Origin of the sequence: Streptomyces sp. NBC_00620, assembly GCF_026341825.1 — a bacterium.
Lineage (GTDB): Bacteria > Actinomycetota > Actinomycetes > Streptomycetales > Streptomycetaceae > Streptomyces.
Map to the genome: position 1 here is coordinate 2,683,967 of NZ_JAPENY010000001.1, position 23,734 is coordinate 2,707,700.

The 23,734-nt window shown below is 66.7% G+C and carries 24 protein-coding genes, 1 tRNA gene and 1 pseudogene; 14 read left to right on the top strand and 12 right to left on the bottom strand.

Annotated elements, in window-relative coordinates; genetic code table 11:
* Nucleotides 1-93: 93 nt before the first annotated feature.
* Together OG246_RS12430 and OG246_RS12435 are read right to left on the bottom strand one after the other, a co-directional pair.
* Nucleotides 94-465 (bottom strand): iron chaperone, encoded by a 372-nt coding sequence (locus OG246_RS12430; protein ID WP_266460088.1) that lies wholly within the window; start codon nucleotides 463-465, stop codon nucleotides 94-96.
* 80 nt (nucleotides 466-545) lie between these two features.
* On the bottom strand, nucleotides 546-1,406 hold the full coding sequence (locus OG246_RS12435; protein WP_266460090.1) for a helix-turn-helix transcriptional regulator: 861 nt from the start codon (nucleotides 1,404-1,406) through the stop codon (nucleotides 546-548).
* A 193-nt stretch (nucleotides 1,407-1,599) separates the two neighbouring features.
* Between OG246_RS12435 and OG246_RS12440 the strand changes: the two genes are divergently transcribed.
* Genes OG246_RS12440 through OG246_RS12455 form a run of 4 tightly spaced genes read left to right on the top strand, consistent with a single transcriptional unit; the run spans nucleotide 1,600 to nucleotide 4,675 of the window.
* Complete coding sequence (locus OG246_RS12440) at nucleotides 1,600-2,361, top strand: SDR family NAD(P)-dependent oxidoreductase (protein WP_266460092.1); 762 nt, start codon at nucleotides 1,600-1,602, stop codon at nucleotides 2,359-2,361.
* Between the two features lie 5 nt (nucleotides 2,362-2,366).
* Nucleotides 2,367-3,137, top strand: coding sequence for an SDR family oxidoreductase (locus OG246_RS12445; protein ID WP_266460094.1), 771 nt, complete (start codon nucleotides 2,367-2,369; stop codon nucleotides 3,135-3,137).
* 33 nt (nucleotides 3,138-3,170) lie between these two features.
* Nucleotides 3,171-3,917 (top strand): VOC family protein, encoded by a 747-nt coding sequence (locus OG246_RS12450; RefSeq protein ID WP_266460096.1) that lies wholly within the window; start codon nucleotides 3,171-3,173, stop codon nucleotides 3,915-3,917.
* Nucleotides 3,914-4,675, top strand: a complete 762-nt coding sequence (locus OG246_RS12455) for an SDR family NAD(P)-dependent oxidoreductase (protein ID WP_266460098.1) — start codon at nucleotides 3,914-3,916, stop codon at nucleotides 4,673-4,675. The genes OG246_RS12450 and OG246_RS12455 overlap by 4 nt, the downstream gene beginning before the upstream one ends.
* 125 nt (nucleotides 4,676-4,800) lie before the next feature.
* Here the strand turns inward: OG246_RS12455 and OG246_RS42765 are convergent, their stop codons facing one another.
* Nucleotides 4,801-5,253, bottom strand: a complete 453-nt coding sequence (locus tag OG246_RS42765; RefSeq protein WP_323178294.1) for a VOC family protein — start codon at nucleotides 5,251-5,253, stop codon at nucleotides 4,801-4,803.
* Between the two features lie 437 nt (nucleotides 5,254-5,690).
* Nucleotides 5,691-5,873 carry a hypothetical protein gene (locus OG246_RS12465; protein WP_266460101.1) on the bottom strand — a complete coding sequence of 61 codons (183 nt, stop codon included), beginning with the start codon at nucleotides 5,871-5,873 and terminating at the stop codon, nucleotides 5,691-5,693.
* A gap of 125 nt (nucleotides 5,874-5,998) precedes the next feature.
* Between OG246_RS12465 and OG246_RS12470 the strand changes: the two genes are divergently transcribed.
* Nucleotides 5,999-6,559: a winged helix-turn-helix domain-containing protein gene (locus OG246_RS12470; RefSeq protein WP_266460104.1), complete on the top strand. Its 561-nt coding sequence runs from the start codon at nucleotides 5,999-6,001 to the stop codon at nucleotides 6,557-6,559.
* 24 nt (nucleotides 6,560-6,583) lie between these two features.
* On the opposite strand, the gene OG246_RS12475 is transcribed toward OG246_RS12470, so the two are convergent.
* Complete coding sequence (locus OG246_RS12475) at nucleotides 6,584-8,164, bottom strand: ISL3 family transposase (RefSeq protein ID WP_266460107.1); 1,581 nt, start codon at nucleotides 8,162-8,164, stop codon at nucleotides 6,584-6,586.
* Nucleotides 8,165-8,241: 77 nt separating this feature from the next.
* On the opposite strand from OG246_RS12475, the gene OG246_RS12480 reads away from it, so the two are divergent.
* The 3 genes from OG246_RS12480 to OG246_RS42770 all read left to right on the top strand — a co-directional run bounded on the left by OG246_RS12480 (nucleotide 8,242) and on the right by OG246_RS42770 (nucleotide 13,114).
* Nucleotides 8,242-8,769, top strand: a complete 528-nt coding sequence (locus tag OG246_RS12480) for a transposase (protein WP_266460110.1) — start codon at nucleotides 8,242-8,244, stop codon at nucleotides 8,767-8,769.
* 259 nt (nucleotides 8,770-9,028) lie between these two features.
* A complete protein-coding gene (locus OG246_RS12485; protein ID WP_266460113.1) occupies nucleotides 9,029-11,716 on the top strand; it encodes an NB-ARC domain-containing protein in 2,688 nt (895 codons plus the stop codon).
* 720 nt (nucleotides 11,717-12,436) lie between these two features.
* Nucleotides 12,437-13,114: an SMI1/KNR4 family protein gene (locus OG246_RS42770; protein WP_323178317.1), complete on the top strand. Its 678-nt coding sequence runs from the start codon at nucleotides 12,437-12,439 to the stop codon at nucleotides 13,112-13,114.
* Here the strand turns inward: OG246_RS42770 and OG246_RS12495 are convergent.
* From OG246_RS12495 to OG246_RS12505, 3 genes are read right to left on the bottom strand one after another with little or no spacing between them, the layout of a single operon-like run.
* Nucleotides 13,111-13,479, bottom strand: coding sequence for a hypothetical protein (locus OG246_RS12495; RefSeq protein ID WP_266460119.1), 369 nt, complete (start codon nucleotides 13,477-13,479; stop codon nucleotides 13,111-13,113). The genes OG246_RS42770 and OG246_RS12495 overlap by 4 nt on opposite strands.
* Nucleotides 13,479-13,907 carry an ATP-binding protein gene (locus OG246_RS12500; protein ID WP_266460121.1) on the bottom strand — a complete coding sequence of 143 codons (429 nt, stop codon included), beginning with the start codon at nucleotides 13,905-13,907 and terminating at the stop codon, nucleotides 13,479-13,481. The genes OG246_RS12495 and OG246_RS12500 overlap by 1 nt, the downstream gene beginning before the upstream one ends.
* A gap of 46 nt (nucleotides 13,908-13,953) precedes the next feature.
* Nucleotides 13,954-14,370, bottom strand: coding sequence for an NUDIX hydrolase (locus tag OG246_RS12505; protein ID WP_266464138.1), 417 nt, complete (start codon nucleotides 14,368-14,370; stop codon nucleotides 13,954-13,956).
* A gap of 107 nt (nucleotides 14,371-14,477) precedes the next feature.
* Between OG246_RS12505 and OG246_RS12510 the strand changes: the two genes are divergently transcribed.
* The 3 genes and pseudogenes from OG246_RS12510 to OG246_RS12520 all read left to right on the top strand — a co-directional run.
* Nucleotides 14,478-15,266: a GntR family transcriptional regulator gene (locus tag OG246_RS12510; RefSeq protein ID WP_266460124.1), complete on the top strand. Its 789-nt coding sequence runs from the start codon at nucleotides 14,478-14,480 to the stop codon at nucleotides 15,264-15,266.
* A 14-nt stretch (nucleotides 15,267-15,280) separates the two neighbouring features.
* Entirely contained in the window at nucleotides 15,281-15,562 is a 282-nt protein-coding gene (locus tag OG246_RS12515; protein ID WP_266460127.1) for a DUF3027 domain-containing protein, read from the top strand.
* A 162-nt stretch (nucleotides 15,563-15,724) separates the two neighbouring features.
* Nucleotides 15,725-15,844: pseudogene (locus tag OG246_RS12520) on the top strand (oxidoreductase); the annotation flags it as partial.
* A 55-nt stretch (nucleotides 15,845-15,899) separates the two neighbouring features.
* Here OG246_RS12520 and OG246_RS12525 read toward each other — a convergent pair.
* The 3 genes from OG246_RS12525 to OG246_RS12535 all read right to left on the bottom strand — a co-directional run bounded on the left by OG246_RS12525 (nucleotide 15,900) and on the right by OG246_RS12535 (nucleotide 18,318).
* Nucleotides 15,900-15,975: transfer RNA gene (locus tag OG246_RS12525), tRNA-Arg, on the bottom strand.
* A 294-nt stretch (nucleotides 15,976-16,269) separates the two neighbouring features.
* Nucleotides 16,270-18,048 carry an ABC transporter ATP-binding protein gene (locus OG246_RS12530; RefSeq protein WP_266460130.1) on the bottom strand — a complete coding sequence of 593 codons (1,779 nt, stop codon included), beginning with the start codon at nucleotides 18,046-18,048 and terminating at the stop codon, nucleotides 16,270-16,272.
* Between the two features lie 126 nt (nucleotides 18,049-18,174).
* The gene (locus OG246_RS12535) at nucleotides 18,175-18,318 is read right to left on the bottom strand and encodes a hypothetical protein (RefSeq protein WP_266460133.1); all 144 of its coding nucleotides are present in this window, start codon (nucleotides 18,316-18,318) and stop codon (nucleotides 18,175-18,177) included.
* Between the two features lie 401 nt (nucleotides 18,319-18,719).
* On the opposite strand from OG246_RS12535, the gene OG246_RS12540 reads away from it, so the two are divergent.
* From OG246_RS12540 to OG246_RS12550, 3 genes are all read left to right on the top strand, one after another.
* Complete coding sequence (locus OG246_RS12540; RefSeq protein WP_266460136.1) at nucleotides 18,720-19,457, top strand: response regulator transcription factor; 738 nt, start codon at nucleotides 18,720-18,722, stop codon at nucleotides 19,455-19,457.
* A gap of 41 nt (nucleotides 19,458-19,498) precedes the next feature.
* Entirely contained in the window at nucleotides 19,499-20,605 is a 1,107-nt protein-coding gene (locus OG246_RS12545; protein WP_266460138.1) for a sensor histidine kinase, read from the top strand.
* A 175-nt stretch (nucleotides 20,606-20,780) separates the two neighbouring features.
* Entirely contained in the window at nucleotides 20,781-21,971 is a 1,191-nt protein-coding gene (locus tag OG246_RS12550) for a flavin monoamine oxidase family protein (protein ID WP_266460141.1), read from the top strand.
* A gap of 55 nt (nucleotides 21,972-22,026) precedes the next feature.
* On the opposite strand, the gene OG246_RS12555 is transcribed toward OG246_RS12550, so the two are convergent.
* Nucleotides 22,027-23,730 carry an IclR family transcriptional regulator C-terminal domain-containing protein gene (locus tag OG246_RS12555; RefSeq protein WP_266464141.1) on the bottom strand — a complete coding sequence of 568 codons (1,704 nt, stop codon included), beginning with the start codon at nucleotides 23,728-23,730 and terminating at the stop codon, nucleotides 22,027-22,029.
* Between the last annotated feature and the right edge of the window lie 4 nt (nucleotides 23,731-23,734).

Here is a 23,734-nt window from a genome sequence, read left to right on the forward strand (position 1 = left end):
ACCCGGACGGAGTGCCGGGCCGAGTGCTGTCCGGCGGCGCGCCAACCCCACAGCGGCCGCGCCGTCAGAAGCCTCGCTTCGCCTCCGCGGCCGTCACATCCACAGCACGCCGTCGTCCTCGTGCTCGCGCACGCGGAACGCGATCATCCGGCGCAGCAGCTCGCCCGGCACAGGCCGGCCGTACGGGAGCTTGACCGAGCCCTTGCCGGTGGCGAAGTCGGCGAGGTCGGCGTCGAACGCCTCACGGGTGCTGGGGGTGAACACGACGTTCGCGTGCTTCGCGTGGCCGCTGACCATGAACAGGATCGTCCCGGACGGGTGAACCCACGCGGGATGACCCCACTTGATCGCCTCGCTCGCCGCGGGGACCGCCTCGAGGGCCAGCGCCCGTACCTGCTCGAGCACCTCGCGGCCCGGCCCCGCGAAACCCTCGATGTACTCACCGATCGTCTGCGGCTTTGCCATGGCGGCAGTGTGGCACCGCCCACTCTTCATGGCGCGTCTTCACGGCACGTCTTCACGGCACGGCAGAGGACACGTAGTCCTCAGTCGGAGGTCGCCGTGGTGGACGCCCCGAGCCGCTGGCTTCCGATGACGGAGAGCAGCCGGAGCTTGTCGTGGTCTTCCGTGCCGGGGATCGCCGTGAACACCAGCAGCGACTGGGCCTGGTCCGGGTCGACGAGGGTCTGGCAGTGCAGGGAGATCATTCCGACCTGCGGGTGCAGGATTCTCTTGCGGTTGGTGTAGGAGATACCGACTTCGTGCCGGGCCCACAGTTCCGCGAACTCGGAGCTCTCCGCGCACAGCCGGTCGGCGAGCGCGGTGGCGTGTGAGCCGCGGCCTTCGCGTGAGGCGATCGTGCGGAGCTGGGCCACGTAGACGCGGCTGTGCGTCGGGTGGTCGTCCGGCGCATAGTTCGTACGTTCGTCCGGGTCGGTGAACCAGCGGTAGATGATGCTTCGCGCGAGCCCGGTGAATCGTGTCTGGTCGCCGAGCAGGGCCACTGCCAGCGGGGTCTGCACGATCGTCTCGCCGGTGGCGGTGACGACCTGCGCGGGGGTGTCCTCAAGCCGGTCGAGGATGCGCATCATGCCGGCGTTGACGTGGTCGTCGCGTGTGGTGCGGGCCGGTGCGTTGTGGCCGGCGAGGACGAAGAGGTGGTCGCGTTCGTCGAGGGTGAGCCGGAGCCCGCGGGCGATCGCGGTGATCATCTGCTCCGAGGGCTGTGGTCCGCGGCCGCGTTCGAGACGGCTGTAGTAGTCCGTCGACATTCCGCACAGCGCGGCCACTTCTTCGCGTCGTAGCCCGGGCGTACGTCGGCGCTGTCCCGGAGGAACGCCGACGTCGTCGGGTTGCAGCGCCTCTCGACGCCTACGGAGAAATGTCGCCAGGCCGCTCTGATCCATATCGACACTGTGCCTCACCCGGATACGGCTATCCACTGTCTGCCGGTCCCAGGCTGAGCCTCAGCCTGGGACCGGCAGACAGTGGACAGGCAGGCACTGGATGGCTTCTCGGATCGCGCGTCAACTGGTCATCGGGTTCGGCACAGCATCCCCGTTTCGGAGCGAACCCCTGTTGAGCGACCAAGGAGTCATCGTGAGCACCACCCAGAAGATCGCCGTCATCACCGGAGCCAACCGAGGTCTCGGACGCGCCTACGCGCTGCATCTCGCCCGGGCAGGCGTCGACGTCGTCGTGACCTATCGCAACAACCGGGCCGAGGCCGAGGAAGTCGTGTCCGCCATCACCGACCTGGGACGTTCCGCCGTCGCGCTGCGGCTCGACACCAGCGTCGTGAACACCTTCGCGGACTTCGCCGAGCGGCTCGGCACCGAGCTCCAGGCGCGTTGGGGCCGGACCACGTTCGACTTCCTCGTCAACAACGCCGGCACCGACCTGACCGCCCCGTTCGCCGAGACGACCGAGAAGGACTTCGACGACCTGGTGGACGTACACCTCAAGGGCGTGTTCTTCCTGACGCAGACCCTGCTGCCGGCGCTTGCCGACGGCGGCGCGATCGTGAACGTCTCCAGCGGTCTGACCCGCTTCGCCGTCCCGGGGCATTCCGCCTATGGCGCCGTGAAGGGCGCGGTCGAGGTCCTCACCCGTTACCAGGCCAAGGAGCTCGGCAGCCGCGGTATCCGCGTGAACACCGTCGCGCCCGGGGCGACCGCGACCGACTTCGGCGGCGGCATGATGCACGACGAACAGGTCCGCAACTACCTCACCTCGCAGGTCGCCCTGGGACGCGTGGGCGAACCCGACGACATCGCGGGCGCGGTGACGGCACTCCTCTCGGATGCGAACCAGTGGGTCACCGCGCAGCGCATCGAGATCTCCGGCGGACAGAGCCTGTGAGTCCCATGACCGACCTGACCGGCAGGACGGCCGTGGTCACGGGCTCCGCCCGAGGCATCGGCAAGGCGATCGCCCTGCGCTACGCACGCCTCGGCGCCAACATCGTGGTCAACTACGCCTCCAGCGCGAAGGAGGCCGACGCCACGGTCGCGGAGATCGAACGTCTGGGCGCGGCGGCGATCGCCGTACAGGCCGACGTGTCCGTCGTACCTGACATCCAGCGCCTCTTCACCGAGGCCGCCGACCGTTTCGGACAGGTCGACATCGCTGTCGCCAACGCGGGTGTCGAGCTCATCGGCATCGATTTCCTCGACATCACCGAGGAGCAGTTCGACCGTCTCTTCGCCATCAACACCAAGGGCACCTTCTTCACGCTCCAGGCGGCGGCGCGGCACGTCGTGAACGGCGGCCGGATCATCTACGTCGGTTCGAGCACGACGGCCGTGCCGGTCCGCGGCGAAGGACTGTACGGGTCGAGCAAGACAGCACCGCGCTACGCCGTCCAGGTCCTGGCGCAGGAACTCGCCGACCGCGGGATCACCGTCAACACGATCCTTCCCACAGCGATCGAGGGCGCGGGCGTGTTCACCGAGCCGGACCCGAACCCGGACCAACCGCACCACCCGGTACGGCAGTTCGTCGCCCAGCCCGGGCGCATCGGCCGCCGGATGGGGACCGTCGACGACGTCGCGGACGCCGCCGAGTACCTCGCCTCCGGCCTCGCGGCCTGGGTCAGCGGGCAGAGCCTCCTGATCAGCGGGGGTGCACTCCAGTGACCTTTCCGAACACCCACCGATCGGAGTCCGACCATGACCGCGACCGTGACTGACGCGTTTCGCACCCCCGCCCGGCCCGGCTGGGCGAGCCTCGTCTCGGCCGACCCGCGGACCGTCGCTTCCTTCTACGAGGCCCTGCTGGGCTGGGCCGTCACGGAGACCGACGGCCGACTGATCGCATCCGCCGAGGGCACGCCGGTTGCCGACATCAGCGATATCGCCACGGCTGATGGGCCCCCTGGATGGCTCGTCCACTTCGACGTCGACGAGCTCGACACCGCGCTGACCGCCGTCTCCAAGGCCGCGGGCACGGTCACCGGAGGCTCCGCCGTCGTCACCGACTCCAACGGAACCCGGTTCGCGCTCCGCGCCCCCGCCCCACAGCACCGTGAGCGGCGCCCGGCGCCCGGCACCCTCGCATGGGCCGAACTGATCACCGACGACGTCGACACGTCCGCAGCCTTCTACCGCGGGGCCTTCGGGTGGGAGCTCACGGAGCCGAGCGGTCCCCTCGGCCGTCGTGAGTGGCAGGCGTACGGCAGGTCGTTCTCCGGGCTCCTGCCCCGGCCGCCGGCGATGCCTGCCGAGACGCCCGCGTACTGGGACGTGTACTTCGCCGTCGATGACATCGAGGTCGCGGCGAAGGCCGCGACCGAACACGGCGGCACCCTGCTCATGCCGCCGACGCCGGTCGGGATCGGCACGATCGCGGTCTTCCTCGACCCGGCGGGCGCCGTCTTCACCCTCGTCCAACTCACCATCGAGGAGGCTGCCGTATGACGACCAACTCGCGCGACAAGACCGGCAAGGTCGGGCTCGTCACCGGCGCAGGATCCGGCCTCGGTGAAGCGGCCGCCGGACGACTCGCCGCGGACGGCGCGCGTATCGTCGTCGCCGACCGTGACGCGGGGGCAGCCGAACGCGTCGCCGCGGAACTCCGTACCGCCGGACACCTCGCCACCGCGTTCGCCGCAGACGTCACGTCGTTCGACGACACCGAGCGGCTCGTCGCTTTCACCGTCACGACCTACGGCGCCCTCGACCTCGCCTTCAACAACGCCGGCATCACGCCCGCCCTGGCCGAGGTCCACGACATCGCCCTCGACGACTGGAACGACGTCATCACCGTCAACCTGACCGGCGTCTTCCACAGCATGAAGGCCGAGATCGCCCACATGCTCGAGGCCGGCGGTGGGGCCATCCTCAACATGGCCTCCACCGCCGGAGTGATGGCCCACGCCGGGCGGTCCGCATACGCGGCCTCCAAACACGGCATCGTCGGACTCACCCGCTCCGCCGCGGTCGAATACGCGAAGCGCGGCATCCGCGTCAACGCCGTCGCACCCGGTCCGATCGACGCCCCATCGGCACGAGCACTCCCGCCGGAGGTCCGAGCCTCGATCGCCGCGAAAACCGCGATGGGCCGTGTGGGCCAAGTCGACGAGGTCGCAGCCGTGGTCGGCTTCCTGCTCTCCGACGAAGCCGCCTTCGTCACCGGTTCCGTCTACGAGGTCAACGGCGGCCAGACCCAACTCTGAACGCCGCATGGGCGGAAGGGCGCCGACGCGGCGACATGGGCCGCGGCGATCGACGTGATCCGCAAGCCCGCGCCGCCCTATGACGGCGAGGCGGGTCTTGCCGGTGCCCGGTGGTCCGAGCAGGATCACGCCCTGGCGGGCGTGGAGGAGGTCGAGCTGTCCGAGGTGCTCGACGGATCCATCCACATGACCTGCCAGCCGTGGCCGTCGAGGTCGTAGAAGCTGCGTGAGTACATGAAGCCGTGGTCCTCGGGGCCGTCCGCCTCGGAGCCGCCCGCGGCGAGCGCAGCCTCAGCGACCGTGTCGACCTCATCGCGGGCTGACACGCTGAAGCAGTAGAGCGCCAGCGTGTGCGTGGTGGGATCGGCCATCGGCAGCTTCGCGAACTGCGCGAACGTCTCGTGGCTGAGCAGCATGACGGAGGCCTGCTCGCCGACCAGCATGCAGGCGGCGGTCTCGCCGGTGAACATCGGGTTGTAGCTGAACCCGAGCCGCGCGAAGAACGCCTTGCTGCGCTCGACGTCCGCCACGGGAATGTTCACGAACAGCATGCGACCGGCGTGTGCGGGAGTGGCCATGGTGGGTCTCCAGTCCGAGGTTCGATGATGTACGACGGGGTAGACCGGCCCAGCCTGCGGAACTCATCGGTGGATTTCGGAACGCGCATCAAGCGACAGGCCGAAGCCGGGAGGGGAGCTCCCCGCGCACGCGAATTCGGGCCAGCAGTCGCGAACGGCGCCCCTCCCTCCCTGCGCCAGCCGATCCCCGCCGGAGCCACCGTTCTGACCGTGGCTTGCCCGCTTGCGTCGGTTGGGCTTCAACCCTCATCAAGTCAGGTGCGGCTAGCCAGGATCCACACGCTTACTGACCTTCAAAGCGTGGTGTCGTGGGGACTGACAGCTAGCGACCCCGGCGTGTGACTGAGCACGCTAGTTGGCTGCTGAGCACCGGAGTTGGCCCCTTGGGTGCTCAGAAGCTGCCTCTGCCCGTCACAGCCTGCGTACCTCGCTCGGAGTCAAGGGCGCCGTTTCGGCTTCTCCTTCCACATGACGACGACGCTCGGCAGCAGGATGAGGGTCGCCACGACCATCAGCCACAATGGCCGGCCGGTGAGGAAGGCCACGATGAGCACGATCAGCCCCACCACACCCGCTATATGCGCCCAGAAGTCGGGCACCGTCAGACGTCGCTCACTCATGTAACCCCCTCTGAAGTTCCCGCTCCCCACGGGCCCGCACAGCATCACCGGCCCCAGCACCATGGTCAAGTCTTGCTCGCAGCGGTCAACTAGCGTGCTCAGTCACACGGCGGTATGCCGTGCTCATGAGGTACGCGCAGGGTGGCGGGCTGACCAGCGAGCGCCGGGCGTTTCGTGAGCGACTGCGGAGAGAAGCGGCCGAGCGGTTCGCCCGGGGTGACGCCAACGCCGTCGTCGCCCGGAACCTGCGGGTTACTGTCCGCTCGGTGCAACGCTGGCGGAAAGTGTGGACCCAAGGCGGTCCGCAGGCATTGGCGTCGAAGGGCCCTGCCTCACTGCCGCTGCTGAGCAACGAGCTGTTCGCTGTCCTGGAACGCGAGTTGGACAAGGGTCCCCTCGCGCATGGCTGGCCGGACCAGACCTGGACCCTGTCGCGGATCAAGACGCTGATCGGGCGCCGGTTCCACAAGAGCTACACGGTCCAGGGCGTCGCGGCCCTGCTCAAGCGGCACGGATGGACCTGCCAGGTTCCCGCTCGCCGGGCCGTCGAGCGGGACGACGAAGCAGCGGCCGGCTGGGTGAAGAAGACCTGGCCGCACGTGGAATGGCCGTGGCGGCGCTCGACGCCTGGCTCGTGTTCGAGGACGAGGCCGGTTTCTCGATGGGCTCAGTCAAGATTTCCGTGACGAGGTGACGTTGCGTTATATCGGTCAGGCCAGGAGGACCCGTTTGCGGAGTAGTGCGAAGCCCGCCCGGCCGTACATCTGTCGCTTGAGCATCTTGATGCGGTTGACGTGTCCTTCGACTGGGCCGCTGCTCCAAGGAAGCGTCAGACCAGCCATGACGGCGTCGTGGTCACGCTGCAGTCCATCGGCGAAGGCATGCAACGTGGGCAGGTCATCGGCGTGGACGGCATCCATCCACGCCGGCAGGCGGTCGCCAGCAAGGTCGCGGACCATTTGGGCGAAGGTGTGCACGTGGCCGCGCACCGCATTCAACTCCGGGCAGTGCAGAAGTACATCAGTGAGTTGCAGCTGCTCTTCAAGGTGCAGTCGCTCGGGATTCCACATGATCCAGTTAGCGACCTGCTGGGGCTTGAGAACCGGTGCCGGAGAACGGATCGAACCGAGCGAGGTGCGCAAAGGACGCAGATACCGGCGGACCGCTTGCGGGGTGCGTCCCGGATAGCCCTGGGCCTGGATTTCACGGAACAGGCGCGCTGCATCAGTGCATCCCTCGTTCCAGCGCCGGATCAGGTACGGCTTGTAGTCATCCAGCCTCGTGCGACGAATCGCCCGCTCGACGAGCCCCTCGAGGTTCTCGCAGTTGGCATAACGGCCCGCGGTGTGTCGGGCCAGGCCCAGTTCCCGCCCGATCGCGCTGATCGTCCAACCCCGGGCCAATAATCGCTGAACTTCCCGGTGGCGCTCGCGTGTCCGGGTGACAAGCCATTTCTCCAAGCCGGTATCCGGATTCAGATTACCGGGCGGACTTGTGGCCATGCGGCGGTCGGAGGCCAGGTCCAACTCCGGTGCGGACAGACAGGAACGATGTGTGATCACAGCCCGTTCGACGGCCGTGCGGAGGTTGTCCCACAGATGCCAGCGGTCAGCCACCTGCACGGCACCCGGAGCCCCGCTGCGCGCCGCCTCCGCATAACCACCCGCGCGATCCCGGCAGATCACCTCGATACCGGGATGCCCGGAAAGCCAGATTGCCACCGTCTCCTTCTCCCGACCCGGCAACAGATCAACGACAGCACGCGATTCCACATCGACCATTACGGTCCCGTATCTGCGTCCGCGCCTGGTCGCGAAGTCGTCCACGCCCAAAACCCGGGGCGTGGGCAGACGAGAATCAGGCAGCGCCATCACGGCATTCAGCAAGGTGACCCGGCTGACGACAATGTGCAGCACGGCGGCAAGACGCGCCCCGGCCCGGCCGGCCAGTGCAAGGGCAATCGCCTGGACCACGCCCGCAAGTCCCACCGTGCGGCGTCCATAACGGATGGTCAGCCCGTCGACTTGCTCCGCGAACGTGCGACGGGCGCAAACTGCGGCATCGCAGAACAACCGCCGCACGGACAAGTCGATAACGACCTGGCGCCCGCCGACGGCGGCATCGGCCAGATGCCGCCGATACCAGCTGTGGACCCGCCCAGAAGGAAGACCGCAGTTCGGACACGGAAGCACGCCTTCTCGGGAGCGGGCCACAACCCGCACCACGCCGTCCTCCACACTCACCCGTTCCACCAGCACCTTTTCCAGGTGCGGGAACACGATGCCCAGCAAATCAGCACACACCCCTGACCATGCCACCAGCGTGACGCAACGTCACCTCGTCACGGAAATCTTGACTGAGCCTCTCGATGACGCCGCCCACCACCCGCACCTGGTCCCGCCGTGGCCACACGCCCATTGTGCGGGTCCGCGGCCGCTCCCGCCGACGCCTATCGATCGCCGCCCTGACCTGCTACAAGCCCGGCCGGTCTTCCCGGCTGATCTACCGCCCCCGCCCCGATACCCGCCCGGACGGACGCAAGTCCTTTGCCTGGACCGACTACCGCGACCTCATCCAGGCCGCCCACCACCAACTCGACGGTCCCATCGTGTTGGTATGGGACAACCTCAACACCCACCTCGCAGCAGGGATGCGCCGCTACATAACCGAGCACGACTGGCTCACCGTCTACCAGTTGCCCTCCTACGCACCCGACCTCAACCCGGTCGAAGGCATCTGGTCCGTCCTCCGCCGCACCATCCTGGCCAACCGCGCGTTCGCCGACCCCGAGGACCTCATCACCACCGTCCGACAGGGCCTACGACGACTCCAGTACCGCAGCGACATACTCGACGGCTGCCTCGCAGGCACCGGACTCATCCGCACCCCGCCGTAACGACATCACGCTTTGAAGGTCAGTAGCAGGCGTCTGACACAAGAGTCCATTGCGTTTCGACCCGGTCCCCATGCGAGCTGGCCACCTGTTTGAACCGGTTGACCACGAAGCCTAGCCATCTTGCTTCCCGATAGCTGGGTCCACCCTCACCCGCAAGGAGGCGACTTCTGCACGTTCGGGTGACATGAGCACTGTCCAGTGGCAACATCTAAAGTGTGCTGGCGCGAACCTGGGAGACTGAGTGATTCCGCATACTCGAATGACGCGTTCCAGACTTTACGTTCTGGTGGACTCGGTTGAATCCGATATGCGGAATTTTCTAGTCCGTTATGTCCTCGACCATATGGACGAAGAGTCTGCGCTGGGTCCCAATTACGGGAAAGCCGACTTGCGTCGCGAAGCTGATGGGCTGAGCGAGTCTGTTAGCGCAGTTCAATATCTGGACATGCGCGAAGCCTATGACGTACTGAATAGGCATCGGGAGGTTCTTCCAACGGATCTCGGTCGAGAACTGCGAGAAAATACGCCATCCATGGATTCGCTTGTTCCCATCAGGAACCGAGTCATGCATGGCCGGCCTCTGCAAGCTGGCGACCCTGAGACAGCCGTGAGTGTTTGCAGGAACTTTCAGACGCGATATTGGAATACGCTCAAAGGTATTGTGGATCACCTAGACGCAGATCCAACCTGGGAACCAGCTTTTGAGAATCAGAGTCGACGTTCAGACAGAATTCTTCACAACCTGCCATTGTCAGAGTATGACGAGACTGGATTGATCGGTCGAGCCGAAGACTGCAAGAAGATCGTTTCTCATCTCGTCAAGCGGCGGGAATCGATGCTAACGATCACCGGTGAAGGAGGTATCGGAAAGACAGCCACAGCTCTGGAAGTGGCTTACTCGCTTGTCGATGACGTCGAGTCGCCCTATGAATGCATACTTTGGGTATCACTCAAGACGGAACGGCTCACCGCCTCTGGTGTAGTTGGAATCGTGAACTCCATTAGAGATCTAACCGGTGCCGCGAGGAAACTGGGGCAGGCGTTCGATACTGATTTTCGAGGAGGGGTAAATGAACTTGCAGAAGCTCTGGAGGGAATTGAAACTCTTCTCATTATTGACAACCTGGAGACCGTTGACGGCGAAGAGGTCATTGCACTCTATGAGCGGCTCCCGGATAGCGTGAATTACCTATTCACAAGTCGAGTCGGAGTGGGGCAATTTGAGCGTCGCATCCCTCTTGGTCCGTTGAAAGAGAAGGACGCGTCGAGCCTATTCCGTCAATTCGCACGTTCTAGGGATGTCTCTCGACTGGTACGTCTGGCTCCTAATACGGTCAAAGAAGTGGTTAAGAGGCTCAGGTTTAGCCCGTTGGCTATTAGGTGGTACGTTCTCTCTGTAGAGGCCGGAGAGCAACCCAACCTTGCACTGGAGAACCAGGAAGACCTCTTGGATTTCTGTGTAAGGTCAGTATATGAGGGGATGACGCCGAACACGCAAGGTGTCCTCTTAACGCTTTTTGCGCTCGAGAGGGACGTTACGTTCGATGAATTGGCCATCCTTACAGATGTCTCAATTGATTCGTTGCGTCGGTCGATCCATGAACTTCTAAATGGTTCTATGGTTCGGCTCGACAATGATCCAGATGGCTCGCTTGTTTCGAGGGTAAGCCTCACAGAAGCAGCGAAGTCCTATCTGAGGCGAGTTGATACGCCGAACCCCGTTGCGGTCAACGCTATTCTTGAGAAAGAGCAAGAATTCAGACGTTCCGCCGAGCGTCGACGGAATGATGAAAAGGCGCGAAAGCTTGCACCCAATGTGGTGCGTACGCGCACAAGCAATGATGAACCGGTTGCGCACCTGCTTAGAAAAGCACTGTCAGAGTCGAAGGACGGCGTTTTCGGGCCTAGTCTTCACCTGGTTGAGCGGGCGCGATCCATGAGCCCTGACTTTTGGGAAGTGGATCGAGTCCAAGGCTTCATTCTTTCGGCTCAGGGTAACGTTGATGCGGCTACCTCTGCCTACCTCGCGGCACTTCGAAAAGTTAGGGCGAGCGACGATAGTCTTGCTGAGGCTGTTGTAGCGTATTTCTTTGCTGGTCATCTCGCGAGAAAAGCTCACGAAGTTCAGAAAGCCACGGACTATGCCCGGATCGCTCACGGATACTTCAATAGTCCGGAGACTGCCCAAACTCTCGGTTCGTATCTGACCTGGATGCTGGAGTTCAGTGAGGGCCAACATTTCCTTGAATGGGCCCTGGAGCGAGCTGAAGGCAGGATTAAACTAATCACCCTCACGGCTCTGGTCGACTCTTGGCGCCGTTGGTCTGAATACCTTCTTGATCACGAGCATCGGGCATTGGAAGCCGCGGACAAGGCTCAAGCTGGGTTTTCAATCGGGGATCAAGAAATCCGAGGCGGGATTTCTGATCTACGCCTTTTCGATGCCGTGTTGGAAAGTTTCTCCCACTATATTCGATGTGTTACTTCGCCGGGTGTCGATGGCGCTGTGAGGGACCAGCAGACTGCGCGCATGATAAAGCGCGTCAGTACGCAACTTTTTGCTTTCGAGGCCTGTCGAGGGTGGCGTCATTTCCCGGGTCACGTAGTGAAACTGAGGCGTACATCCAGCAATCCTGAAATTCAGGATTTGTGCGATCGAATCTTGGAATATGCTCGACCTGCAACCGACTCAGAAGCGGCTACTCAGGAGTCGCAGCGGGACGAGATAGCCGAGGGGGTGGTGAAAGCGTGGTGTGAGACCTACGGGTTTATCGCTCATCCTCGGTTCCCTAAGGATGTATTCTTTCATGGATCATCTGTGGAGAATCGCCCGGAGGAAGGCTTGGGTGACCTGACCGGCCAGGTAGTTCGATTCATTCCCAAAATCGAAGCTGATGGGCGGGTTCGGTCCAATTGGGTACAAATTATTCGAGGTGATCTCAAGTGACGGCCATGGCGCAATGTAGGCTGGCGCCCCGGCAGGATTTGAACCTGCGGCATCCGATTCAGGAGAGACACGGGGGGGAGTGGGACCGCTGAGCTTAGGCTTCGATACCCAGTACGGCACTCGGCAAATGGACCGCAGAGAAATCCCATTGACCGTGGCTGACCTCTGTATCTGGCACGGCTGTGGCACGAACCTCAGCCGACGACAGTCAGCCACGATGGCGGGTAGGCCGACCGACCACGCACGCGTATGCCTCGCTGTACCCCCATTGGCCTCAGCCACGCAATTGGCTTGTGGCGTCGACGAGAGTCCTCGTTGGTGGGCCGTTTTCCGTGATTCCCTGCCATACTCGAGCTGCTCAAGGTCGGTGTAGCGGCTTTAAGGTGGCGCTGCTTTGGCGCGGTGATCATGGCCGCAAGCTTCCGGCGCGTCGGGCAGTCTGTTCCCCTTCTTTGTCAGCAAGCGGCTGTTTGCTGTGCGCGCGGCACGGGCGCCGGCCGGGCTGGAGCGGGACGCAGGCAGGAGCGCAGGCCCGGCCGGGGGCCGTGCCGCGCGCGGGGAGCGGAGCGAGCCGCCTTGAACCAGTAGAGAAAGTTGTAACTCAGTCGGGCGAGTGGGGCTTGTCGTGTCTCGGTTGATGCTTGGCGCAGCGGTTGCAGCTGGTGCGTGATGCTCGCTGGGGTTCAGGTGCTTTGGCCTACGCTTCGGCTCATGGGGGCTATGAACTGGAGCGGTGTCCGTAAGCGAGTTGCGGAGTTGGCGCGTGCGGATCGGGCACGGCAAGTCTTTGGAGCCTGGGACCGGTACGGGGCCCGTGGTCATCACTTCCGGCTTGCTGATCCGCTGTCAGAGTCGGACGTCAGTGAAGCTGAGGCTCAGCGGGGCGTTTTGCTACCGGAGGACTACCGGGGGTTTCTGCTTGAGGTTGGTGCTGGCGGTGCTGGGCCGGGCTACGGAGTGAGCTCCTTGAGCCGGAGCGACGCCGGGTGGCTGTGGACCGAAGTAGATGGCGGCATGTCGCATGACCGGTTGCGGGTCCCTTTCTCTGCCGCGGAGGAAAGCGCACGGGTCCAGGCCGAGCACAGTGCCAAGGAACCTGTGGAGTCTGCCTTTGCGGTTGAGGACGCGTTCCGTGAGGCCTATCGAGCCTGGCTGGAGGAGGATGAGGCGCTCTTCGACTGGTCGACGTCCGGTGCGGTGAACCTCAGTCACGAGGGTTGCGGTTACTGCTCCTGGCTGGTCGTCTCTGGTCCGGAGCGTGGCCGTATGTGGCTTGATGAGCGTGCGGGAGACGGCACCTTCCATCCCCTCGGAGCGCCGCACGTGCCGGTCGAGTTTGCGGGTTGGTACCTCGACTGGGTCGAGACGTCCGAAGCTGCGGCCCGACGCCATCGCTAGCCAGGCTTGAACTCCGTTACGCAGTCCGGGAGTTCTCCAGCAAAGCGATGTGCGAGCGGCAGGAAGAGCACGGGGCGGATCGTCCATGTGATGCGGGTGTTGGTGTGCGTGACGGAGACGGTGCAGGGCTCGGAGCACAGGAGGGCTCTCCTTGTCTCGGCGCGGCCTTCGTACAGCCAGGCCCATGCCTCGTCGGAGGCTTCTGGGTCGAGTGCTGGTGAGATGGTGCGGAGCGCGACTGCGACCCATCTGTCTGCCTGGGGTGCCGAGTAGGCGTCGAAGGATGCCAGGAGGGACGGCCGTCCCGGCTCGGTAATGTCTTCGGTCCAGCACTCGCACCAGTAGCCGCGGCGGGGCTTGTCCATCAGCACGGGTGACCTCCTGGCCGAGCGTCGATGAAGAGTTCCGCGGTGACCGTGTAGCCGCCGTTGCTGTCGTGGACCACGACCCGGTGGGCGATCGCGCTGACCATGCCTAAGCCCCGGCCGTGCTCGGCGTCGTCGCCTTGGTGCTCGACCTTCGGGGCAGTGCCGTTACCCCCGTCGTCCGTGACCGAGAGGGCGACCATCTGCGAGGACACCGCGAGTGCCAGATGGAAACTGCCCGACTCCTGACCACTTGCCGTGTGGAGGATCGCGTTCGTGCTCAGCTCGCTCACGATCACCTCCGCGTCCTCGGCCAGGGGTGAGCCTCTGAGGATGTCCCGCGTCCAGCGGCGCGCTCGGCTGACCTCTTCAGGGAAACCTGGGCAAGTGAGCCCCCAGACCCGCGCAGTGCTCGTATACTCGTGCATACAAGTTCCTTTATGCTGGTAGGCCGCCGTGTGCAGCGGGTTCGGGCTAGACGAGTTTCACGCCGTCGTGGGCGCGGATGGCCGGCGGGGATGCCCCGTCGAGGGAGTCGAGTGCGTCCAGGACGCGGATCGCGTATGCCTCGTCGGCGAGTTCGGTGACTTCTTCGCGGGTGGCCCAGCGCAGTGCGCGGGTCTCATCGCCGGTGGTGGGCGTGCCGTCGGCGGCCTCACAACGGAAGACCAGAGAGACGATCAAGCCCGTCATGTTCTTGTAGACGCCGGTGAGGGTCGCGGGAAGCATGATCTTGATGCCGGTTTCTTCGAGGACTTCTCGTTGGAGTGCCTCGGGAATGGTTTCGTCGCGTTCGAGGATGCCGCCCGGGGGTTCCCACTGGCCGTTGTCGCGGCGCTTGATCAAAAGGGCCCGGCGCTGGTCGTCGACAATGACTCCGGCAACGCTCACGGAGTGCGGACGGTCAGTGCTCACGTTCCTCGGCCCTCTCAGGTGGCTAGGCTCTCCACCGTAGCAACAAAACTCGCCCACTCGTCTAGATACCTAAAGGAGTAAACGTGACCTCACTCCCGACCAGCCAGCTCGGCGATCTGGACCCCACGAGCGATCGTGCGGTGTTCCGGCAGATCGCCGACCAGCTGCGCGAGGCCATCGACCGTGGGCGATTCACCGAAGGCGAAAAGCTGCCCTCGGAAGCCGAGCTCGTCGACCACTACGGGGTATCCCGTATGACGGTCCGAAACTCCTTCTCCATCCTCCAGGGCGAGGGCCTGGTGCACGCGGAGCACGGCAAGGGCGTCTTCGTACGGCCGCGCCCGCCCGTCCGCCGGCTGGCCTCCGACCGGTTCGCCCGGCGCCACCGCGAGCAGGGGAAGTCCGCGTTCATCGTCGAGGCCGACGCTGCGGGAAGTCATCCTCAGGTCGACAGCCTTGAGGTCAAGGAGGAAAAGGCCAGCCAGGACATCTCCGCGCGGCTCGGCTCCGTGCGACGCGTGCTCGCTCGGCGGCGCCGGTATCTGCTCGACGGAAAGCCGGTCGAGTTCGCCACCTCCTACCTCCCGCTCGACATCGCGCGGGACACCCCGATCGCCAAACCCAACCCAGGTCCCGGCGGCATCTACGCCCGCCTTGAGGAACTCGGCCACCGCCTCGACCACTTCGAGGAAGAGATCCGCGCCCGGATGCCCTCGCCGACCGAGGTCAAAACGCTCCGGCTGGCCGCAGGTGTGCCGGTGATCCACCTCATCCGTACCGCCTTCGATACGGAAGGGCGGGCCGTGGAAGTCTGCGACACCGTGATGGCGGCGGATGCGTACGTGCTGTCGTACCAGCTCCCGGCGACGTGAGTGTGGATCACCTGATGCCTGGCGGAGCTTGGACAGGCGACGACCGCGAACACAACGACGCGTGTCACGAGCGCTGGTTGCGGGCGCAGAACAGGCGCACTCATCAGCCCGACTACCGGGATGACTGGTTCGACGAGCAGTGCGGCGGTTGCCGGTTCTGGGTCGCGCTGAGCGGAGAGCTGGGCCGGGACTGGGGAGTCTGCACCCGTCCAGGCTCGACGTTCGATGGGCGAGCCCGCTTCGAACACGACGGCTGCGAGTTGTTCGCCATCCGGGAAGACGGTTCCTTCGGGTGAGTTCGCGTCGGTTCGGGCAGTGCAGGGGGAAACCTCTTCGGACTCATACACCCCAATAGGCATACTCATATAGACGAGTGGGCAAGCTGTGCGGCAGGGTGGCCGCCGTTCCTGGAGATCGGGTTCGAAGGGCTGCATCTTGTACGGACGAGTAGATGGGAAGAAATCTCGCGCACCATGGACGTATGCACGTACGTCGTGCAGGACGCGGAGCGCGAGGCCAGCAGCCGCATGGACCGGCTGCTCAAGCGGCGGCCGGTTGCGAGTGACCGCCCTCGTTGACGCCAGAAGTAGATGTAAAAGGCCCCGGACCATGATCGGTCCGGGGCCTTTTGCCTGGTGCCCCCGGCAGGATTCGAACCTGCGACACCCGCTTTAGGAGAGCGGTGCTCTATCCCCTGAGCTACGAAGGCGGGGCCTTGCGGGAAACGTGGCGGATGGCTCTGAGTGAGAGGTCAGCCAGGTCTCTGCAAGGTCTGCGCTGCCGTTAAAGGACAGCTTCCGACAGGGTAGCGGATGCGGGCTGGGTGGTGGGGCGGCTGGGGTGGGGGTAGGTGATCAGCTCGGCGGGGCACCGGCTCGGGGTCGCTCCGGGCTTCCCCCGTTCCCCGGCGGTCGTGCCCTCCCCCTCGTTCCCCCGCTCCCCGGCGGTCGTGGTGACGCCCCCGGGTTCGTGGTCGTCGGAGAGTGTTCGCCGCTGCGCAGGCTCATCGCTGTCCGGCGGGCTCGGTCGTGGCGGGTGTGGTGATCTTCAGTGTGGTGGTGAGTTTTCGGTACAGGTCGTCGTGTGCGAGGAGGTCGGTGTGGGTGCCTGCGGCGCGCAGTGTTCCTGCGTCCAGGAGCAGGATGGTGTCGGCGTCGATGACGGTGGAGAGCCGGTGGGCGATGGTGATGACGGTGCCCTGTTGAGCGATGCGGGAGATGACCTCGTGTACGGCGGCCTCGGTGAGGCCGTCGAGTTGGGCTGTCGCTTCGTCGAGGAGGAGCAGGTCGGGCGGGGTTGCGATGACTCGGGCCAGGGCGATGCGTTGCCGCTGACCGCCGGACAGGCTGGTGCCGGTCACGGGTTCGTCGAGGCCGGCCGGGAGGCGTCGTACGGTCTCGTCGAGGTGCACCGCGGTCAGGGCGGCCCAGATCTCGTCGTCGGTCAGGTCCTGGTGGCGGTACGCGACATTGTCGCGAACGGTGCCGGGCAGCAACGGGGATTCCTGCTCGACGTAGGCGATCCGCTGCCGTACGGAGCTGATCGCGAGGCTCTCGTAGGGTGCCCCGTTCATGGTGATGGTGCCGTGGTCGGGGCTGACGAACCGCAGTAGCAGCGACATGACGGTGGTCTTGCCTGCCCCGGACGGTCCGACGATCGCGATGTGCCCGCGGCGGGGGATGGACGCGGTCAGTCCGCGCAGGGCGGGCTCCGCGGCGCCGGGGTAGGTGAAGGACACGTCGTTGAGGGTGATGAGCTGCTCGCCTTCCACGCCCGGCGGAACCGGCGCGCCGGCTGTGACGTCCTCGGTGCGGATCTCCTCGGCCTGCCGGAGCCGTTCCGCGGCGGCGACGCCGGCCTGCATATGGGTCAGGTCCTCGGTCAGTTCCGTGATCGGCTCGACGACACCGAAGGCGTACAGCAGGAACGCGATCATGGTGGAGACCTCGAGGCCTCCGGTGCTGACCCGCCAGGCGCCCAGCGCGAGGATGGCGATGACGGCCAGCTGCATTCCGGAGCCGGCGACCGACCAGGCGATGGCCTCGGTCCTGACCGCTCGGATGCTGTGGCGGGCCGAATCGTCCGCGTGGCCCATGATCCGGGAGATCTCACGCTCCTCCGCGCCGGACGACTTGACCGTGCGCATCGCCCCGACACCGCCTTCTAGCAGGCCGCCGAGCTGCCCGACCGATTCCTGCGCTTCGCGCTGCGCTCGGGCGATCCGCGGCATCAGGGAAGCGGCGAGGACACCGACGAGCACGATCGCGAGGAGTGTGCTGATCAGCAGTGGCACGTCGAGGACCGCCATCAGCACGATCGTGCCGACCAGTGAGACGGTTCCGTTGACCAGGTTCACCAGACTCGATGACGCCGCCTCCCGCAGGAGCACGGTGTCGGAGGTGACGCGCGTGACGAGTTCGCCCTTGGACCGTGTGTGCAGATCGCCCAGCACGGACCGGAAGAAGCGGGACACCAGCGAACGCCGCGCGTCGAGCACCACGTTCTCCGCCAGGGCGCCGAGCAGCACCCACTGCACCACCCCCAGGCCCGCACTCACCACGAGCAGCGCCAGCAGAACGATCACCGGACCCGCGATCGAGGCTGGCGCCTCGATCGAGTCCAGCACCCACTTCGTCACCATCGGCGTGGCCAGCGAAGCGGCGGTCACACCGAGACCGAGAAGCAGGGACAGCAGGAGGCGTCCGCGGTAGGGGCGGACGAACGACCACAACAGGCGAGCGTTCGACCACCGCGCACGACGCTCTGCGCGGGCGCTCGTCATCGTTGGACTCCTTGGCGGGGTTGGGTGTCGCTGGGTTTCGGCGGGTGGCAGTAGTGCGGGCCGCTGCGGTGCGGAGACGCGGAGGCGGTGTTCAGGGACGTGCTCTGCATGGGTCCCGTCAATCGCTCAGCGGGTCGGCGCTGCGAGCAGATCGGCGATGTGCCGGGCCGTCCCGGCGTACAGATCCGGGCGGAGAACGGCCAGGATCCCGGCCGCCATCAGGAACACGATGAGGGCGGCTTCCCCACCGCCACCGAGGTGCCCGTTCACCTGACCCCCGCCGAGCCGGCACCCCTGGCAGCTTCGCTGCCGGACAGCGCGTCAACTGCCCCCGACGTACGGCCGGTTACTGCTGCCGACGTACGGCCGGTTCCTGCTGTCGAGGCGCCGACCGGCGCCGTCGCAGCCCTGGGCCTCGCTGTGTTCATGCACGTTCCCTCTTCACGGTGTCGGCCTGTGCCCCCATCCCACCGCTCCGTCCGTCTCGGATCACTCCGCCGACCAGCGGGACCACCCCCGCCACCCAGTGGTCGCGCACTTCCCCCAACCGGCTGGAACGGCCCCGCCGGTCGACTGCCCTCGACCGCCGCCGGACCCACGCAGCGCCGGTCACGGCCTAGGGTCGACAGCCCAGCGGTCGCGAGCCGCCGTACGAGTGCGAAGGAACGACTGTGATCCGGGTAGTTGTGGTGGACGACGAGGCCCTGGTGCGGTCCGGCTTCGAATTGATCTTGAATTCGGCGGACGACATCCAGGTCGTCGCCACCACGGTCGGTGCTCAGGCGGTCGATGCGGTACGCCGTGAGGACCCCGATGTCGTCCTGCTCGACATCCGTATGCCGGACGTGGACGGACTGACCGTGCTCGCCGAGTTGCAGGCGCTGCCGGTGGCTCCGGTGGTGGCGATGCTGACGACCTTCGACACCGACGAGTACGTCATGACCGCACTGCACTCCGGAGCGGCCGGGTTCCTGCTCAAGGACACCGAACCCGACCAACTGGCGCAGCTGGTAAGGACGTTGGCGGCAGGCGGCGTCGTCCTCTCGCCGAGGGCATCCCGTGCGGTCCTGCGGGAACGCCCCAATGGTCCGGCGCCGGTCGACACGGCGGAAGCCACCCGGGTGGGCCGGCTCACCGACCGGGAGCGGGAGGTGCTCACCCTCATCGCCGAGGGCCTCTCCAACGCCGACATCGGCGCCCGGATCCACCTCAGCGCCGGCACCGTCAAGGACCACGTGAGCGCCATCCTCACGAAGCTTCGCGTCGGCAGCAGGGTCCAGGCCGCCCTCATCGCCCAGCGCACGGGCCTGCTGGACGACACGAGGGACACGAGCCACACGCGCGACACACACCACACGCGCGACACACACCACACGAGGGACGCGAGGCACAAGGCGGGCGACGCGTAATGCGCCGATGGTCGGTGCCCGCCGTGCCCGCCGTGCCAGCCATGCCAGCCGTCCCCGCCTGGGTGCGGAACGCAGGCCTCGTCGCTCTCGCCGCCTTCGACGCCTCAGTCAACATGGAGACCGTCTCGCCCACCGCCCTGGTCCTGGCGGCCGTCGCATGCGCGGCGCTCGCCTTCAGGCGCCGCTTCCCGCTGACGGTGTTCGCGCTGACTCTGCCCGCCACCCTGGTCCTGGAAGTCGTGGTCGCCCCGATCGCCGTCCTGTACACACTCGCCGAGCGTTCCCGGAACCGCCGACTCCTGGCCGGCTGTGCAGTTGTCTCGGCCACCGCCTTGGCCCTCCCATGGCCGCTGGACGGGGACGGGTTCGCCGAGACGGGCCACACATGGACGCTGATCTACTTCGGATACCTCCTGGCCGCCACGCTGGCGCCCGTGCTCGTGGGACAACTCGTCCAGGCGCGGCGCGACTTGAAGCAGCGGCTCGCGGAGATCGAGGAAGCGCGCGAGCACGAGAGGGCGTTGCACGCCCAGGCCGTACTGGCCCGTGAACGCGCCCAGCTGGCCCGCGAGATGCACGACGTCGTCTCCCACCAGGTGAGTCTGATCGCCGTGCAGGCCGGCGCCCTGCAAGTGGCCTCCAAGGACGCCCCCAGCCGCGAGGCCGCCCACTCGATCCGCACCCTGAGCGTCGCCACCCTCGACGAACTCCGCCACATGGTCACCCTGTTGCGTGCCTCCGGCAGCGGAGCGACCGAGCTCACCCCACAGCCCACCCTCGCCCAGCTGGAGCAGCTGATCGCGAACAGCGGTATCGACGTGGAGTTCAGCGGCGTCGGGCCCACGACGGACATGGCCGCGCCCAGCCAGCGGGCGGTCTACCGCACCGTGCAGGAGGCGCTCACCAACGTACGCAAGCACGCCCCCGGAGCGACCGCGTGCATCGAGATCCGCCGCACCGGCCAGGGCACAGAGGTCACCGTCACCAATACCGCCCCCACCCGCCCCGCTCTCGCCTTGCCCAGTTCCCAGCAGGGCCTCATCGGTCTGCGAGAACGCGCCGAACTGCTCGGCGGCACCTTCGAGAGCGGACCGACGGAGGACGGCGGCTACCGGGTACGGCTGCGCCTGCCCACCCACACCGCCTGAACAGCCGGCCGGATCGACACCGACGGCAGGCCACCTAACAGACCCCGCAACCCCGACCGGCGGGGGTCCGACCGCCGGTCGGGGGATGGCGACCTGAACGCCTGGTCGACCAGCGTGGACGGCACGCGCAACGAGCGGCGCGCACACCGTTCACAAATGGAAGGGCAGAGACGACGTGCAGAACGAACGCCCCCTGGTAGGCCGTCGAGGCATCCTCATCGGTGCCGCAGCAGGCCTCGTGGCCGGCTCCCTCGCCGCGTGCTCGGCCGACGCGGTACGGGCCGCCCCGGCGACGCCGAACGGGGGAGGAAGCCGGGGCGCCGACCTCGACGTCGTCGTCATCGGTGCGGGAGTCGCCGGGCTGAGCAGCGCCCGGGTCCTGGCGGACGCGGGGAAGTCAGTCGTGGTCGTCGAGGCCCGGAACCGTATCGGCGGCCGCATGTGGACCGACCGGAGCACGATGTCGGTACCGGTCGAGCGCGGGCCGGAGTTCATCCACGGCACGATGGCCTCGACCTGGGAACTGGTCCGCGAGCAGGGACTGAAGACCCACGGCCACACCGTCACGATCTCCCGTACGCGACCGGGCGGCCCCTGGCACAAGAGCACCGAACCCGCAGAACCCTCCTACGTCAACTTCCGCGTCATCGGCGGCTACAACCAGGTCCTTGTCCCTCTCGCCGACAAGCTGTCCATCCAACTCGGCACGGTGGTAAGGCGCGTGGAGCACTCGACCGCCGGAGTCGTCGTCCACGCCGAGCGGCAGGGGCGCCCCGTCACCTACCGGGCCCGCTCGGCGGTGGTGGCCCTGCCGGTCGCCGTACTGGCCGCCGGCGCCGTCGAGTTCTCCCCGGCGCTGCCGGCCGCGAAGGTGGACGCCTTCAAGGCCGTACAGCCGATCGTGGTGTCGAAGGTCCTCATGGAATTCGCCAGGCCGGTGATCCCGGAGGACGCCGACGACATCGTCGAGGCCGGCGTGCCCTGGTACCTGTGGAACGCCTCCAAGGGGGTGCCCGGTTTCTCGGGGCAGGTGGTCGACATGGGAGCGGACGGGGACGAGGCCAGACGCCTGCTGGCGCTGCCCGCCGACCGCCGGCACCGGGAGGTCCTCGAGGTGATCCGGGGCGTGGCGGGCGACCGCAGGCTCGAACCCGTCAAGGTCATCGAGCACGAATGGGCCAAGGACCCGTTCGCCCGCGCCGCCTTCTCGGAGGAGGACGCCCCGGGCGCCCGGGAGATCTACGAGCCGGTCGACGACACCCTCTTCTGGGCCGGCGTCATCACCGACCAGGTCGACTACTCCCACGACAGCGGCAAGGAGACCGCCACCGAACTGCTCAAGCGGCTGGGTCGGCCCGCAAAATAGGCCTCTTCCCAATGGCACTCATAGCCCTCATAGCCCTCATAGCCCTCTTCCGAAGTCAGCCCAGCGGTACGCGTCTGAAGCTGCCCGCGACCCGCAGGTCCGCCTCGATCCGGCCGGCCGTGGCGTGGAGTTCGGGCAGGATGTCGCGGACGCACTCCTCGGCGGTACGGCGGCTGCTGTGCAGGGCGACGTTCACCGCGGCGACGACCTGCCCGCCGCGCTGCCGCACCGGAACGGCGACGGACCGCAACCCATACTCCAACTCTTCGTCGACCAGGGCGTATCCGGCTTCCCGTACGTGGTCCAGTTCGGCCCGCAGTCGTGCGGGATCCGTGATCGTACGAGGGGTCAGCGGGAGCAGTTCCGGAAGGTGGGGGTCGGGGAGGTCGGCGAGCAGCACGCGGCCGAGTGAGGTCGCGTACGCGGGCAGCCGGGTGCCGACGGTGATGTTGACGCTCATCACGCGGGTGGTGGCGACGCGGCCGGTGTACTGGATCTCGTCGCCGATCAGGACCGCCAGCGACGCCGATTCGTGCAGCCGGTGCGCGAGTTCGGTGAGGTGCGGGGCCGCGATGTCGGGGAGCGAGGTCCGGGACAGCGGAGGGAAGCCGAGGCCAAGGACGCGCGGAGTGAGCCGGAAGACGCGGCCGTGCGTGGTGACGTAGCCGAGGTGTTCCAGGGTGATCAGGGCGCGCCGGGCGGTCGCGCGGGCGAGGCCGGTGGCCTGGGCGACCTCCGTGAGGGTCAGCTCGGCGCGGCCCTCGCCGAAGGAGGTGATCACGGTCAGGCCGCGGGCCAGCGACTCGATGAACTCCCGGCCCAGTTCCTGCTTGGAAGCGCCGGTCCAGGCGGCGAGACCGGAAGGAGCGGCCGGTGCGGCGGGCGGGGCCTCGCGCAGTTCCCGTTCCATCGCGGCGACCGCCACCCGCAGCCGGGGCAGCAGCGTGTCCCGCAGGCCGGCCGCGGTGTGCCGGCTGGTGTGGCTCACCACGCTCACCACGCAGGCGATGTGCCCATCCGCCCGTACGGGCAGCGAAAGGGCGACGAGCCCCGGCTCGATGAGCTGGTCGTCGAGCGACCATCCGTCCTTCCGCGCCTCCTCCGTACGCACCTCGAAGTCCTCGCCAACGGTGGCGACTTGGACCGGCGGGGCGCCACGGGGCGCTCGATCACGGTCCCCCGACTCGCCCGGCCCGGACGGGACTTCGGCGAACGGCCGGCTCCGTGCCGGTACGGCGGGGAACCCCCGGTCCTCCGGATCGGCCGCCCGGCGTTCGTGCCACCGCGCCCACTCCGTCTCGCCCCACTCGGTGGCGAACAGCGGGCCGGGGGCGGTGCGTTCGGCGGGCAGCAGGTCGCCGATGCGGAAGCTCAGGGACATGGCGCGGCGCCTGGTCGCCTGGTGGATGAAGCGGATGCCGTCCCGGTCGCCGACGGCGAGGGACACCGACTCGTCGAGCTCGTCGGCGAGGGCGTCGGCGTGCGCGTCCAGGAGGCGGGGGAGGCGGAGGGCGCCGAGGTAGGCGTTGCCGAGTTCCATCAGACGCGGGGCGAGTACGGCGTCCCGGCCGTCGAGTCGTACGTACCCCATGCGCGCGAGCGTGGCGGTGATCCGGTCGACGGTGGAACGCGCGAGCCCGGTGGCCCGCTCGAGCCCGCTGAGACTGGACACCCCGTCGGCCACGGTCAGCCGCTGCAGGACGGCGATACCGCGCATGAGGGGGGCCACGGCCTCCGCGGGCACGACGGTCCCGGTCATCACG

Coding starts and splice junctions, on each gene's coding strand:
- OG246_RS12515 (WP_266460127.1), top strand. CDS start 15,281: ATGCCTGGCGGAGCTTGGACAGGCGACGACCGCGAACACAACGACGCG.
- OG246_RS12530 (WP_266460130.1), bottom strand. CDS start 18,048: ATGACGAGCGCCCGCGCAGAGCGTCGTGCGCGGTGGTCGAACGCTCGC.
- OG246_RS12480 (WP_266460110.1), top strand. CDS start 8,242: ATGACGCCGCCCACCACCCGCACCTGGTCCCGCCGTGGCCACACGCCC.
- OG246_RS12450 (WP_266460096.1), top strand. CDS start 3,171: ATGACCGCGACCGTGACTGACGCGTTTCGCACCCCCGCCCGGCCCGGC.
- OG246_RS12455 (WP_266460098.1), top strand. CDS start 3,914: ATGACGACCAACTCGCGCGACAAGACCGGCAAGGTCGGGCTCGTCACC.
- OG246_RS12445 (WP_266460094.1), top strand. CDS start 2,367: ATGACCGACCTGACCGGCAGGACGGCCGTGGTCACGGGCTCCGCCCGA.
- OG246_RS12465 (WP_266460101.1), bottom strand. CDS start 5,873: ATGAGTGAGCGACGTCTGACGGTGCCCGACTTCTGGGCGCATATAGCG.
- OG246_RS12435 (WP_266460090.1), bottom strand. CDS start 1,406: ATGGATCAGAGCGGCCTGGCGACATTTCTCCGTAGGCGTCGAGAGGCG.
- OG246_RS12545 (WP_266460138.1), top strand. CDS start 19,499: ATGCCAGCCGTCCCCGCCTGGGTGCGGAACGCAGGCCTCGTCGCTCTC.
- OG246_RS12555 (WP_266464141.1), bottom strand. CDS start 23,730: ATGACCGGGACCGTCGTGCCCGCGGAGGCCGTGGCCCCCCTCATGCGC.
- OG246_RS42765 (WP_323178294.1), bottom strand. CDS start 5,253: ATGGCCACTCCCGCACACGCCGGTCGCATGCTGTTCGTGAACATTCCC.
- OG246_RS12470 (WP_266460104.1), top strand. CDS start 5,999: ATGAGGTACGCGCAGGGTGGCGGGCTGACCAGCGAGCGCCGGGCGTTT.
- OG246_RS12495 (WP_266460119.1), bottom strand. CDS start 13,479: ATGGACAAGCCCCGCCGCGGCTACTGGTGCGAGTGCTGGACCGAAGAC.
- OG246_RS42770 (WP_323178317.1), top strand. CDS start 12,437: ATGAACTGGAGCGGTGTCCGTAAGCGAGTTGCGGAGTTGGCGCGTGCG.
- OG246_RS12500 (WP_266460121.1), bottom strand. CDS start 13,907: ATGCACGAGTATACGAGCACTGCGCGGGTCTGGGGGCTCACTTGCCCA.
- OG246_RS12485 (WP_266460113.1), top strand. CDS start 9,029: ATGACGCGTTCCAGACTTTACGTTCTGGTGGACTCGGTTGAATCCGAT.
- OG246_RS12430 (WP_266460088.1), bottom strand. CDS start 465: ATGGCAAAGCCGCAGACGATCGGTGAGTACATCGAGGGTTTCGCGGGG.